We start from the raw sequence: 13322 nt of genomic DNA on the forward strand, positions 1-13322 counted from the left end.
TTCAAAGTTATCTTCGTACGACGGAGCGAAACACGGCGAGCGTCTCCCTCGCGCATTTTTCCCAGGAAAATCTTCTTGCCTGCATGCTGCCTTTTGCGATGAGGTCATTTCTGATTTCGGGAAGCTGGATCGCGGCAAGCTTCACGGCAATGTCTTCGGGCATGATCGGGTCGAACAGGAGCGAAGCGTCACCCGCCACTTCCGGTATGCTTCCGCAATTGGAGCTCATGATGGGAATTTGTGAGCGCATGGCTTCGACCAGCGGGATGCCGAACCCTTCGAAAAGGGAAGGAAAGCACAGGAAGCCCGCGTTTCTGTACAAATAAGGCATCTCACCCTGCGGGACGTAATTCAGCCATTTGATCTGGTCCCACAGCTGGTTTTGGGAAATGAAGTTGACGACGGATTGATTGGCCTCCTGAGCGAAGCCGGTAAAGACCATCGGAATGCGCAGGTCGTACTTCTGCCGCAGGATGACGAGCGCTTTCAGCAAATTCAAATGGTTCTTGTGGTGCCAGGTGTTGGCGGGGAAAAAACCGTAGCCAGGGCTTAGCTGATATTTTTGGATGACATGCGAATTGAGATTTTCGTCAAATGGAAGGGAGAATTCCTTGGAGGCATCCAAGTGAATGGCGTGCACCTTGTGTGCAGGAAGCCCGTATTTTTGGAGGATCGTCTGTCTGGAAAATTCGGAGAGCGTCAGGACGGCACTGCAGCGTAGGGCAGAAGATCTGTAGTTTTCCAGTCTCCATCTCAGGGCATGATTCTCAAAAAATTGCGGGTAGTATTCGTGCTGGATATCCGGGATGTTGATGACGCTCGGGATCGTGACGTCCGCCGGGTTGAGGACAAGCAAAGGACAAAACCACAATTCAAGCTTCAGCGTTCGAATCCAGTGGTGAAAGAGCAGGTGTGCGTTCGCATTTTCCGGAATCATGATTTTATGGACGTTGCTCTGTGCTTCAAAGGTATGAAAATTATGGTTGGTCAGGAATAGAAACCACGTATTGCCATCCGCAGCATTCATCGAGTAAGAGAGCAAGTTTCGCACATATTGCTCCATGCCTCCGATTTTTCCGGGGATGACAGAAAACAGGTTGATGCCAATTCTCAATCCGAACCCCCCTTTTGCTGCTGAATGAGATTGCGATACCAATCGATCGTTCGCGTAAGGCCCGCGAGCAAGGAGGTTTTGGCTTCAAATCCAAAGTACTCCTTCGCTTTGCTGACGTCGAGCAGCCGTCTTGGCTGTCCGTCTGGCCTGCTCGAGTCCCAGACGATTTCCCCCTGAAAGCCGGATAGAGATTTGATGACCTTTGCCAGCTCTCGGATGGACATCTCCTCGCCAGAGCCGATATTGACCGGTTCGGATTGATTGTACGAGCGAGTGGCTGCTAGAATCGCTTCTGCGGCATCTTCTACATAGATGAATTCGCGGGTCACTTCTCCCGTTCCCCAGAGAACGATTGATTTTTCCCGGTTTTGCTCCGCTTCCACGCATTTTCGGATGATGGCCGGGATGACGTGGGAGGTCTCCAGGTCAAAATTGTCCCAAGGGCCAAACAGATTGACGGGAAGTAAAAAAATGGAATTGAAGCCGTATTGTTCGCGGTAGGCCTGCGATTGGACGAGCATCATCTTCTTGGCCAACCCGTAGGGAGCATTTGTCTCTTCAGGATAACCGTCCCACAAATGGGTTTCGCGAAAGGGGACAGGAGTGAATTTGGGATAAGAGCAGATCGTACCGATGGCCACGAATTTCTCGACGCCAAACAGCCGCGACTGCTCGATGAGCTGTGTCCCCATGATCAGGTTGTCGTAAAAGTACTTCCCGGGATTCTTTTGGTTCGCTCCGATTCCACCTACCACTGCGGCAAGATGGATGATGATATCCGGATGAAAGTCGTGCAGCATGTTTTGAATGTCAGGTTCCTTGCGCAAATCGTAATCGCGGCTTCTGGGAATGAAAACGTGCTCACAGGATGCGCGATGCAGCTGCTCCACGACATGCCTTCCTAAAAAACCCGCCCCGCCGGTGACGACGATTCGCTTTTCCGCCAGATTCAGCATGGTATCCACCTTCCTTTCCGAATGTCAGTAGTGTAATGGGGTTGGCCTGCGGTTATTGACCCAATTCTGAATGTGGGCAGGGCCTTTGGTGAACTCTTCGTAAAAATCGTATTCCTCGGAAGATAGAGGGATGATCTCCAGTGCGTGATAGCTGACCGATCGAGAGCTTCCGTCCGGTTGGGAGAGCAGTGTCTGCCGATTGCAGATGATGCTCACGTCACAGCAGGGACCGCTTGAATGGAGAGGAATGGCAATATCAAATATGGGCTGGGTCACTTTGAAGCTGTGCGCGAGGGCGCCATTTACCATGACGTGAAAATGCAGCAGAGGGTCCATCATGGTGTTGCGGCCCTTGAGGAGCAACGCCTGCATGGGAAGGGTTGGCGAAATCTGGATCGACAGGCGCAAATACTGGGGAGCCCATAGGTCCGCGTAACGATTGGAAGTGAGCAGCTGCGGTCCTTTGCCAAAGGCATGATAATGCTTGAGCTTGTTCAGGAACCAGTGGGCTCCCTTGTGGTAGTGATGGGTGGTGTAGTGGTAGAGCCATTCATTTGAGACCGTCCCGTAATGCTTGACACTCGTTTTCAAGATTTCCGAAAAGCCCGGTTCCAGCTCATTGACAACCGTTTTGCAGGCTGCGTATAACCGGGAATTCGCCAAAAACTCCGGTACCCAACCGATGGGGTAATGCAGCGAAATCCGATTCCATAAATCGTAATCCATGCACCAGTCATGTTCCTCATCTACACCGCCTACACTCTCGAACGCATGCTTCCGCAGAAATGCTGTGGGCTGGCAAATGAGATTTAGATGAAACAGCTTTTTCCGATCGAATTCCATCCACACATAGGGATATTTGACTTTGTTGTTTTCGTCGATGTGCATGCCCTTGCCGTACACGACTCCCCAATCGGGATGAGCGAGGAGTGCCGCTACCGCTTTTGTGACGGCTCCGGGATAATAGGTGTCATCCGAATTGAGCCAGCCGATGATTTCTCCCCGCGCCATCTTCAGTCCTTTGTTGATGGCATGAGATTGACCTCGATCGGGTTCGGAAACATAGCGAAAACGATCACCCAGATGGCTGTACTGCTGCAAAATAGCGACGGTGCCGTCATTGGAGCCACCGTCTACGACGATATGCTCAATGTGGGGATAATCCTGCATCAAAATGCTGTCGATGGTCTGCTTGATGAAGGCGGCTTGGTTGTAGGAAGGCGTGATGATGCTGACGAGCGGCAAAGACTGAGTCATCCTCGATCACCTCCCGCAAGTTTTTGCTGCTGAATCACGCCGCGCCAGTAATTCAGCAGATCCTCCATCGACTGCTCGAACGATATTTCCGGAGCCCATCCTGTAACGGAACGGAAAAGGGAGGAATCGCCGAGCACGATATCCACATCAGATGGACGGAGACGTTTTTGATCTACGTGAATATCTACATGGACATTCGCTTTGGACAGCAGGGTTTGCAGCATCTCTTCGATCGTAATGCTCGTGCCGGAAGAGATGTTGTAGACTTCACCAGGTACTCCCGATTCGAGGGACAGCCAGTACGCCCGGACGATATCGCGCACGTCCGTAAAATCACGGATGGCAGAGAGATTCCCGACATAGACGTTTGGAGACTGCAAGCCTTCTTCAATCAAAGCGATTTGCTTGGCAAAATTGGAGGTCACGTAACACTCTTCTCTGCGCGGGCCCGTGTGATGGAAGGCGCGCGTTCGCACTATATTCAGCCCGTAGCTTTGGTGGTATTGATAGCCGAGGAAGTCTTGGGCTATTTTGCTGACGGCGTACGGATTGAGCGGGCGAAAAGGATTGCTTTCCTTGATCGGCGTCTCATTTGGATAAACCATTCCGTATTCCTCACTGGAGCATGCAATCTGTATCTTGCAGTCCACTTCCAAGTGACGGACGGCCTCGAGCATGTTCAGCTGCCCTACCAGGTTGTTCACCAAAGTGTCTGCAGGAGAATGCAAAGAGGTAGGGACGAAGCTCTGTGCGGCGAGGTGGAAGATCAGGTCGGGCTGGGTCTGCCGAATAAGTCGATTCACGGATTCTGCATCCGTCAGTTCACAATTCACGAGCTGCGCGTTCTGCAATAGCGTCCCGAGCGACTCCAAACGGCCAGGCGAGCGAAAGGTTCCGATCACTTCGACATCACCGCGCGATAGGAGATACTCAGCCAGGTGACTTCCGGCAAATCCGCTTATTCCGGTAATCAGAGCCTTCATGGGGAGAAAACCTCCTACAGGAACAAAGATCGTCATCGGATGGCAAACAGCTTAACATAGTATGGATATGAGCCAGTACGAGAGGACGTCACGGCAGTTGCCTCCCACTGGGTCCCGAATGGCAGATCTTTACGATGGGGCACAGACCCATTGATAAGTGGCGTAATCAAAGTAAGAGAGGTCGCCTTGGCTAGGCAGCTTGGCGGAGAGAAAAGAGGAGATGTATTGCTTGGTCGCCCCTTGGAAATGCAGTGAGTTGACCTTGAGGAACCCCTCTTTTTCAGTAAATTTGCATAGGAGCTTGCCTTCTTTGAGATATATTTTTTTCTTCCCGTTCAAGCTTTCGATTTGCGGGCAAGGGGGAGCGAGCGGGCAGCTTAGATTATGATCGAAGAACGAGTCGCCAATGACGCCGTAGGTGCTGTTTCTGCGCAGAAAATAATTGTGGAAGTGGATGCAGGTGACCATGTCGGAGAGCGGGGCATCTCCAATCTCGCGACAGAAGTCTAGCACCTTTTGCAGCAGGTGCGGCTCTCTGAAATAAGAAATGAGGTATGCACAATAGCGCTCCATCGTGGGAAGATCGCAAAAAGTTGTCCAAGAATACTCCAAGGTAAAATGCTTGAATTCAGGCGCGTTGATATCCGTGTGCAGCATCACATCCGAATCGAGATACAGAACGGCCTGCAGCTTGTTTGCCCTCATGAAATCTCGCAAAATGAACCAGCGCTGAAAGCAGAACAGATTGTAGACGTAGTCGTTGGGAGAGAGGTGGCGGTAGTGGGTTGAGAAGACCATGGCGCTCTGGTAATAGTCGCTGATCAGGTGATGCTCCGTCTCTTCTGGAGCTCGCTTTTTATTTTCAGGGTTCCCGATGAGAATGACGCGTGACTTAGGGTTGCTAGCAATGGCTTGCTGCATGCAGAATCCGAGGTGCTCTTCATCCGCACGGTGTATGAAAATCACAGGCAGGCCCATCCGTTTCAGCTCCTTTGTCGCGAAGAAAATACGCGCTGGCAAAAATTCCTTGTTAGCATATGTACTGAAAAAGAAGAAAGCAACGGCGGCAGCCTTTGTGTTGGACATTTCCTACGGTTGAATCAAAAGAGGTGCCTATTTTTCTCCCGGAGGTTGGAACGACCAAGCTTTTTTCTTGCTGAAACATAAGCTATCCGTGAAAGAGTAGGAATTCAACGATAAAGGAGTGAAAAGAGATGGAGTCCCTGCATTTCTATGAAAAACAAATCTTTTCACAAAACGGGGAAGACGGCATGATTGAAGAGGTGTTTGCCCGCATCCAGACGACGAATAAAATTTTTGTGGAATTTGGCGTCTCTGACGGGGTGGAATGCATGACTCGCTATCTCTTGGCTCATCACGGTTGGTCAGGCTTGATGATCGAAGCCGACCCGTTTCAATTCCGGCAGCTTGCGGCGAATTATGCGCAAGCGACGGGACTTTCCCTCCACCATGAACGTGTGACGAGGGAAAACATCGCTGGCATATTCCGGGCCAATCACGTTCCGGCTGAGTTTGATTTTCTCGCGATCGACATTGACGGGAACGACTATTGGGTATGGCAAGCCCTGGCAGAATGGCAGCCGCGGCTCGTCGTGATCGAATACAATGCATCTTTTCCGCCACCTCAAAAAATGGTCGTTGTCTACGATCCGAACTTTTCTTGGGACGGCACGACGCATTTTGGGGCGAGTCTGACTTCTTTGGCTGGGCTTGGCAAGCAGCTTGGATATGCATTGATCGGGACAGATACACGAGGGGTTAACGCCTTTTTCATTCGCCGCGATTTGCTTCCTGCAAGTCGATTCGAGGAAAAAACGCCTGAGCAAGCCTACCATCCACCTGCCTACGGACCGGACGAGGGAGGGCACCCTCGCCGCAGTGGTCCGCATTTGCAAATCTAAGTCATGAGAGATCGAGATGACGCAGGACGGACTCCGTCAAAAGGGACAGCTTTCGCTCGCTGTCACGCGGAGAATCTCCTTTCACCCCAAAATAAATTTTGATTTTGGGTTCGGTTCCCGATGGCCGAACGCAAAACCAGGATGCATCGTCCAGAATGTACTTGATCGCATCGGATGAAGGCAGCTTCAGTGGAGTCAGCGCTTGGCTGCCGACATCGCTGCGCGTCTGCTGCAGGTAATCCTCAATCGCCAGAATCGTTCCAGAGGGGAGCTGTCGGATGGGGTGACTGCGCAGCTCACACAGGATAGACGCCATCTTTTCCATCCCGTCCTTGCCCCGCAGCGTCACGGAATACAAGCTTTCCTGATAATAGCCATAGCGAGTCCAGATGGATTCCAGCGCGTCGAGCAGGCTTCTGCCGCACTGCTTGTGATAGGCGCACAAATCTGCCAAAAGCAGCGCCGTTTGCACCGCGTCCTTATCACGGACAAAATCACCAATCAAAAACCCGAAGCTTTCCTCGTACCCGAATTGGAAGACGTATTCGCCTGTCTGTTCATAGTCCGTCATTTTTTCTCCGATGTATTTGAACCCTGTCAACGTATCTTCGGTGGCGATGCCATAATGCGACGCGATCTCCCTGCCCAGCTCGGAGGTCACGATCGTTTTCATGACGATGCCATTGGGGGGGAGCGTACCTTTCTGCTGTTTTTGGGAGAGCAGGTCGTCGAGCAGAAGTGCCCCCACCTGATTGCCTGTCAGGGCGACATATTCGTTCTGGCTGTTTTTCGCCACGACACCGAGTCGGTCACCGTCTGGATCTGTGCCGATGATCACATCCGCGTCATGCTGGGTGGCGTAATGGATGGCGAGAGCAAAGGCAGCGGTTTCTTCAGGATTGGGAGAGCTGACGGTCGAAAAGTCGGGATCGGGCAGAGCCTGCTCAGGAACAAGGGTGACTTGAGAGTATCCGAATGTCTCGAGACCTCTTGAGATCGACTCCCCCGTCGTTCCATGAAGCGGGGTGAAGACGATTCGTACGTTGTCTTTGGCGTCTTTGCTGAGATCTTGGTGGATGCGCAGCTTTTGCACCTCGTCTAGGTACGTCCGTAATACGTCATCCCCGATGAGCTGGATCGTTCCCTGCATCTGCAGGCTTTGAAAGTCGGCGGATGGGATCAATAATTCGTCTCCAGCACTCTGGATGCAAGCCAGAAGCTTTTCAGCTGATTGAGGAGTGATTTGCCCGCCATCGCTTCCATAGACCTTGTAGCCGTTATACGCGGGGGGATTGTGGCTCGCGGTGATTACGATGCCGGAGAACGCTCCCAGCCTGCGTACAGCATAGGAGAGCAGCGGAGTGGGCATCAGTCGGTCAAACAAATAGACGCGAATGCCGTGCCTTCCGAGGACTGCTGCAGTCTCTCGCGCGAATTCAGGTGACTTGTGACGTGAGTCGTACGCAATTGCCACACCTCTTTGCTTGGCGCTGTCTCCGTGCTCGGATACGTACAGGGCGAGCCCTTCCGTTGCCTTGCGCACCGTATAGAGATTCATCCGGTTCGTGCCTGGTCCCAGTTCTCCGCGCATCCCTCCCGTGCCGAATTCGATGGTTTTGTAAAAGTGATCCTCCAGAGCCTTTTCATCGAGCAGGAGCGAATCGAGCTGTTGTCGCAGCTCCTCATCCAGGTCAGGACATCCCAGCCATCGCGCAAATGCCGTTTTCCAATCGTTCATTTTTCATCTCCCTCCTTAAGCGAAAAGAGTTTCGTCATGTGCCAACCCTTACTGATACCTTATTGGCGTCAAACGGGATTCGTGCGAAACCAACGATGCCCGGAAAGTCAGATCGGGGAACCATCTTTCCCACCTGAAAATATAAAGAGGAGAGAATGTATTTTGATGCCTCAAAGGTGGTGGATAGGTCGTGAAGACAGCTTTCCTGACGGGAATCACCGGACAAGACGGTGCCTATCTGGCGAAATTCCTGCTGGAAAAGGGGTATCGGGTGGCAGGACTTGTGCCGCGCCGCAGTACCGTAGACAGATGGCGGTTGGAATACCTGAACATTGCGGAGGAGGTAGAATACAAGGACGGAGATTTGCTCGATTTGTCGTCGTTGGTTCGAGCAATCAAGGAGAGCAAGGCGCAGGAGGTCTATCATTTGGGGGCACAGAGCTTCGTCGGCTCTTCGTGGGAGCAGCCGATTCTGACCGCTCATGTGACCGGGATGGGAGTTCTCCATGTGCTGGAGGCGATCCGAGAAGTAGATCCTGGCATCAAAATGTACCAGGCATCCTCCAGTGAGCTGTACGGTTTGATCCAGGAGCCGCGTCAGTCAGAGGAGACTCCCTTCTATCCACGGAGCCCGTACGCCGTTTCCAAGCTGTTTGGATATTGGATGACCAAAAATTACAGAGAGAGCTTTCAGATGCATGCCTGTAATGGAATCCTCTTTAATCATGAATCTCCTTTGCGGGGGATGGAGTTTGTGACGCGAAAGGTAACCCATGCCGTCGCAAGGATCGTTCATAAAAAACAACAGGAATTGCGGCTGGGAAACATTCAGGCGAAGCGCGACTGGGGCTTTGCTGGCGACTATGTGGAGGCGATGTGGCTGATGCTCCAGCAGGAGGTGCCGGACGATTTTGTCATCGCCACTGGCAAGACCTCGACGGTTGAGGAAATGTGCAGGATCGCATTTGACTACGTCGGTTTGAATTATCAGGATTACGTCGTCATCGATCCGGCGCTCTACAGACCGGCAGAGGTAGATGTTTTGCTGGGCAACCCGGAAAAGGCGAAGCGAGAGCTGGGATGGACGCCAAAGACCAAGCTCGAGCAGCTCATCCACATGATGGTCGAAGCGGATCTACAGCGGGTAGCCAAGATGGGGTGAGCAAAGAAAAACGAGGCTGCACAGAGGCAACCTCGTTTTTTTGTGTTTAAAAAGCCGCCTTACCAGCAAACCAAGCGATCATGCGCTTGTTGATGTCTTCCTCGGAGAGTTCCTCGAACAGTCGAGCTTCCACGATCATGTCATACAGGCGCTCCATCGGTTCGCGGCCATCCGCTTTCTTCGCTTTGGCATCGTTTTTCAAGAGCTCCCACGTGTGTACCACAAAGTCGCGGCGGTCGACCTCTTGCTTGTGGAAGAAGAACTCCATTCTCTCGACGTGATCGAGGAAATCACTGCCGAAGCGGTCTTCTGCTTTGCCGCGCAGCAAGGCGATTTCAGCCTCATACATCGGGCGCTCATTGCCTTTTTCCTTGGAGATCCAAGGGGTTTCCAAGATGAGTGGCAGGTGGCGGAGCTTTTCGTGCTCCACGATGTACTTCATGGCGTCAAAGCCGATGAGGCCTGCCCCTACAGGAGCGTGACGGTCTTTCCCTGCTCCGCGGAAATTTTTACTGTCGTTCAAGTGGACAACCGCGAGCCGATCCAGTCCAATCACACGGTCAAACTGGTCGAGAACCCCATCGAAATCGTGCACAACATCGTAGCCGGCATCATGGATGTGGCAGGTGTCCATGCATACGGTGAGTCGGCGGTTATCTTCTACCTTTTCGATGATAGCGGCCAGCTCCTCAAAAGTGCGGCCGATTTCGGTCCCTTTGCCTGCCATCGTTTCTAGCGCGATGTTGACATCGGTATCCTTGACGCCGCTGAGGACTTCATTCAGGCCTTCCGCGATGCGCGCGATTCCGTATTCCGCATCCTTATCCGTATATGCTCCCGGATGGAGTACGATGTTTTTTACACCGAGATAATTCGTGCGGCGGATTTCCTCCTGCAAGAAGTTTACGGCCAGCTCGTAGGTGTCATCCTTGTACGAACCCAGATTGATGATGTAAGGCGCGTGGACGACGATCTCTTCCATGCCGTGCTTGTCCATTACGGCTTTGCCTTCCTCGATGAACTGATCTTCAATGGGTTTGCGCCGCGTGTTTTGCGGGGCTCCTGTATACACCATGAACGTGCTCGAGCCGTAAGCGACAGCTTCTTCCGCTGCATTCAGCAGTCCTTTGCCAGAGAACGATACGTGCGAACCGATCTTTACCATCCAGCATTCATTCCTCTCTTTTCGGGCAGAGCGCAAAGCTACTAGTGCCTCTTTTCATAAAATAGCGCAAGATGCCCAATTCGTCCATCCGGAAGGTATGTGCAGACGTGCGCAGCTGACTTCACTATCTTGCTTATCTATTCGAAAATGCGTACAGAACCCCTTCCTAGCGGGTATACTGACGTTGGAGGTGAAGGGAAATGGAAACAGCAGGGACCAATCTGGAACAGCTGACGGATGAAAAATGGCAGGCCATTGTCGGCAACGACGCCACCTTTGATGGAAGCTTCTTCTACGCAGTGAAGACGACGCGCATTTTTTGCCGGCCATCCTGCAAGTCCAAACCGCCGAACAAAGAAAATGTACGCATCTTTGAAAATGCGCAGCAAGCCCTGTCCGCCAAATTCCGCCCCTGCAAACGGTGCAAGCCGACGGGTCAGCGTTTGCCCGACAGGGAGTGGGTGGAGCAAATCACGCAGTACATCGATGAGCATTTCCAGGAGAAGCTGACCCTGGAAAGCCTGGCGGAGGAGTGCCATGGCAGTCCATACCATTTGCATCGCACCTTCAAACGGATTCAAGGCATCACGGTGGTAGAGTACGTGCAGCAGACGCGAATCCAGGCTGCCAAAGAAATGCTATTGGATACCGATCGCTCGATTGCGAAGATCGCCTCGGCGGTAGGAATGCAAAACACGCCATACTTCATGACCCTATTCAAAAAACTGACAGGGCGTACACCTACAGAGTATCGCCAAATTCACCATAAACAACCGTCGTTGGAGGGATTTATTCATGAAAACGGAAAAGAAACCGGAAGTGTACTGGACATTGCTGAACCATGAAGGCTGGAGTCTTTATCTGGCAGCCACCGAGCAAGGCTTGTGCTTCGTTGGATCACAGGATCAGCCGTGGGAAGAATTGTCCGAGTGGGCGAGCCAGCGTATGCCGGGCAGCAGTCTTATTCAGGATGATGCGAGATTGCAGCCGTATGTCACGGAACTGATCGCGTACTTCGACGGGGCGAAAGATCGCTTTTCGATTCCTCTCGATGTTCGCGGCACACCCTTTCAGCTCGCGGTCTGGGATGCTCTTTGCCAGATTCCGCTTGGGCAGACGCGGACGTACTCGGATATCGCCGAGCAGATTCAAAAGCCGGCTGCGGTCCGCGCGGTAGGAGCTGCGATTGGAGCTAATCCTGTATTGATTGCCGTTCCTTGTCACCGGGTGATTGGAAAAAATGGGGCATTGACTGGCTATCGAGGCGGGATGGAAATGAAAGAAGTACTTCTATCGCACGAGGGCGTCGAGTCCCCAGCCGGGAGGAGAGCGCTGCGTGCCTGAGCAAATGAAACAACGGATTGCAGACCTCGCATGGGAGAGCTTGCAGCAATCGCTGGACGAACAAGGTTATGCCGTGCTGCCGCCCTTGCTCACCGAAACGGAATGCCAGAGAATGATAGAGACGTACGAACAGCCCTCGCATTTTCGCAGCACGATTGATATGGCTCGTTATCGCTTTGGCATCGGCGAGTATAAATACTATCAGTCTCCATTGCCAGATCTGGTGCAGGAGCTGCGCGAAGGATTCTACCCGGAGCTGGCCAAAGCGGCGAATCGCTGGCTAACGCAGCTCGGACGTGAGGCAATCTACCCTGCTGCTCTGCCTGAATTTCTCGATCATTGCCACCAGGCGGGACAATCGCGTCCGACTCCGCTGATCTTGAAGTACGGAGCGGGCGGCTACAATTGCCTGCATCAGGATTTGTACGGCGATGTATTCTTTCCCTTTCAGGTCGTTTTCGTGTTGAATCAAAAAGAGCGGGATTACACGGGAGGCGAATTTTTACTGGTCGAACAGAGACCCCGTGCCCAAAGCAGAGGCCATGCCGTATCGCTCGAACAGGGGGCGGGGCTGATTTTTCCGACCCAGCACAGACCGGTGGCAGGGTCGCGCGGTTTTTACAGGACGACGCTTCGCCATGGCGTCAGTACGATCACGTCGGGGACAAGGCATAGCCTGGGGATTATTTTTCACGACGCCAAATAGATATGCTTTTCTCGCGTATGAAAGGAACGGTATGACATGAACGTGGAGATTGGGGAAAAGTACCCGAAGACGCTTTTGAACAAAGGAACCGGTTTTCTTGCCGACTACAGCCATTCATTGAATCCTTATACCGGCTGTTCCTTTGGCTGCTCGTACTGCTATGTCCGTCAGATGCCCGTTTCGCTTTTTCGATCGCAGGAGTGGGGCACATGGGTGGATATCAAGAAAGAAGCAGCGAATCTTCTGCGCAAAGAACTGTCCAGAGCCAAAGCCAAGGGGAAAGTCACCATTTTCATGTCTTCGAGCACGGACCCGTACCAGCCTGTCGAATTCAAGGAACAAGTCACCAGGGCGCTGCTTGAGGTGATGGTTGAGGATCCGCCTGATTTCTTGTTCGTGCAGACGCGAAGCCCCCTCGTCACACGCGATATCGATTGGCTGCAGCGACTGGGGGAGCGGGTCCGGGTCAGCATGACCGTAGAAACGGACCTAGAGGACATTCGCAGAGCCTTCTCGCCCATGGCTCCGCCAATCCAGGCTAGGCTAAAGGCACTCGAGCAGCTAAAAGAAGCAGGCGTTCCTGCGCAAGCGACGATAGCCCCGCTGCTGCCGAGCAGTGAGGCGTTTCCGCGATTGCTGGCACCGCTCGTCGATCGCGTCTGTGTGGACGATTACTTCATGGGAGATGGCAGCGGAGGAAAAAGGACGCGGAGCCTTGGTATCTCCAAACGATACGAGGAGCTGGGGCTGCAGGAATGGTACCATCCAGAGGCGTACAAAATCGTCTTGGAACGGATGAGGCGTATTTTCTCCGACGATCAGCTCTATGTGAGTCAAAATGGATTTGCTCCCTAACGCATGCAAAGCAAATATGAGCCATTAACGCGACACCCTATTTCCTGAAAGATCGGGAAAGACGGGTGTTTTTTTGTTCAGTGATGGAAATGTCACCCTGTTGGCGAAAGATACGAACCT

Annotated in this window: 13 protein-coding genes; 6 read left to right on the forward strand and 7 right to left on the reverse strand. The window is 52.6% G+C overall.

All coding sequences use genetic code 11. The annotated features are described in order from the left end of the window. Window positions 1-7: 7 nt before the first annotated feature. From JNE38_RS09510 to JNE38_RS09530, 5 genes are all read right to left on the reverse strand, one after another. Window positions 8-1114, reverse strand: coding sequence for a glycosyltransferase family 4 protein (locus JNE38_RS09510; protein WP_203356331.1), 1107 nt, complete (start codon window positions 1112-1114; stop codon window positions 8-10). Then, the gene (locus JNE38_RS09515; RefSeq protein WP_238933605.1) at window positions 1111-2070 is read right to left on the reverse strand and encodes a GDP-L-fucose synthase family protein; all 960 of its coding nucleotides are present in this window, start codon (window positions 2068-2070) and stop codon (window positions 1111-1113) included. The genes JNE38_RS09510 and JNE38_RS09515 overlap by 4 nt, the downstream gene beginning before the upstream one ends. A gap of 24 nt (window positions 2071-2094) precedes the next feature. Continuing rightward, window positions 2095-3327 carry a glycosyltransferase family 2 protein gene (locus JNE38_RS09520; RefSeq protein WP_203356332.1) on the reverse strand — a complete coding sequence of 411 codons (1233 nt, stop codon included), beginning with the start codon at window positions 3325-3327 and terminating at the stop codon, window positions 2095-2097. After that, window positions 3324-4310, reverse strand: coding sequence for a GDP-mannose 4,6-dehydratase (locus JNE38_RS09525; protein WP_203356333.1), 987 nt, complete (start codon window positions 4308-4310; stop codon window positions 3324-3326). Before JNE38_RS09525 ends, JNE38_RS09520 begins: the two co-directional genes overlap by 4 nt. Window positions 4311-4439: 129 nt before the next feature. After that, window positions 4440-5288 carry a hypothetical protein gene (locus tag JNE38_RS09530; protein WP_203356334.1) on the reverse strand — a complete coding sequence of 283 codons (849 nt, stop codon included), beginning with the start codon at window positions 5286-5288 and terminating at the stop codon, window positions 4440-4442. A 236-nt stretch (window positions 5289-5524) separates the two neighbouring features. Between JNE38_RS09530 and JNE38_RS09535 the strand changes: the two genes are divergently transcribed. Then, the gene (locus JNE38_RS09535; RefSeq protein ID WP_203356335.1) at window positions 5525-6232 is read left to right on the forward strand and encodes an FkbM family methyltransferase; all 708 of its coding nucleotides are present in this window, start codon (window positions 5525-5527) and stop codon (window positions 6230-6232) included. Window position 6233: 1 nt separating this feature from the next. Here JNE38_RS09535 and JNE38_RS09540 read toward each other — a convergent pair whose 3' ends face one another. Next, complete coding sequence (locus JNE38_RS09540; RefSeq protein WP_203356336.1) at window positions 6234-7970, reverse strand: phospho-sugar mutase; 1737 nt, start codon at window positions 7968-7970, stop codon at window positions 6234-6236. 190 nt (window positions 7971-8160) lie between these two features. Here JNE38_RS09540 and JNE38_RS09545 point away from each other — a divergent pair, with 190 nt between their 5' ends. Beyond that, window positions 8161-9132, forward strand: a complete 972-nt coding sequence (locus JNE38_RS09545) for a GDP-mannose 4,6-dehydratase (RefSeq protein ID WP_203356337.1) — start codon at window positions 8161-8163, stop codon at window positions 9130-9132. A gap of 46 nt (window positions 9133-9178) precedes the next feature. Here the strand turns inward: JNE38_RS09545 and JNE38_RS09550 are convergent, their stop codons facing one another. After that, window positions 9179-10297 (reverse strand): deoxyribonuclease IV, encoded by a 1119-nt coding sequence (locus tag JNE38_RS09550; RefSeq protein WP_203356338.1) that lies wholly within the window; start codon window positions 10295-10297, stop codon window positions 9179-9181. A 200-nt stretch (window positions 10298-10497) separates the two neighbouring features. Between JNE38_RS09550 and JNE38_RS09555 the strand changes: the two genes are divergently transcribed. The 4 genes from JNE38_RS09555 to JNE38_RS09570 are packed head-to-tail and all read left to right on the forward strand — an operon-like array spanning window position 10498 to window position 13202. Next, window positions 10498-11142 (forward strand): bifunctional transcriptional activator/DNA repair enzyme AdaA, encoded by a 645-nt coding sequence (locus JNE38_RS09555; protein ID WP_203356339.1) that lies wholly within the window; start codon window positions 10498-10500, stop codon window positions 11140-11142. Further along, a complete protein-coding gene (locus JNE38_RS09560) occupies window positions 11093-11641 on the forward strand; it encodes a methylated-DNA--[protein]-cysteine S-methyltransferase (protein ID WP_203356340.1) in 549 nt (182 codons plus the stop codon). Before JNE38_RS09555 ends, JNE38_RS09560 begins: the two co-directional genes overlap by 50 nt. 4 nt (window positions 11642-11645) lie before the next feature. Beyond that, window positions 11646-12347 carry a 2OG-Fe(II) oxygenase gene (locus JNE38_RS09565; RefSeq protein WP_428993717.1) on the forward strand — a complete coding sequence of 234 codons (702 nt, stop codon included), beginning with the start codon at window positions 11646-11648 and terminating at the stop codon, window positions 12345-12347. Window positions 12348-12383: 36 nt separating this feature from the next. Further along, window positions 12384-13202, forward strand: a complete 819-nt coding sequence (locus JNE38_RS09570) for an SPL family radical SAM protein (protein ID WP_203356342.1) — start codon at window positions 12384-12386, stop codon at window positions 13200-13202. Window positions 13203-13322 lie beyond the last annotated feature (120 nt).

The sequence above is a fragment of the Brevibacillus choshinensis genome, from assembly GCF_016811915.1.
In the GTDB taxonomy this organism is placed as follows: Bacteria; Bacillota; Bacilli; order Brevibacillales; family Brevibacillaceae; genus Brevibacillus; species Brevibacillus choshinensis_A.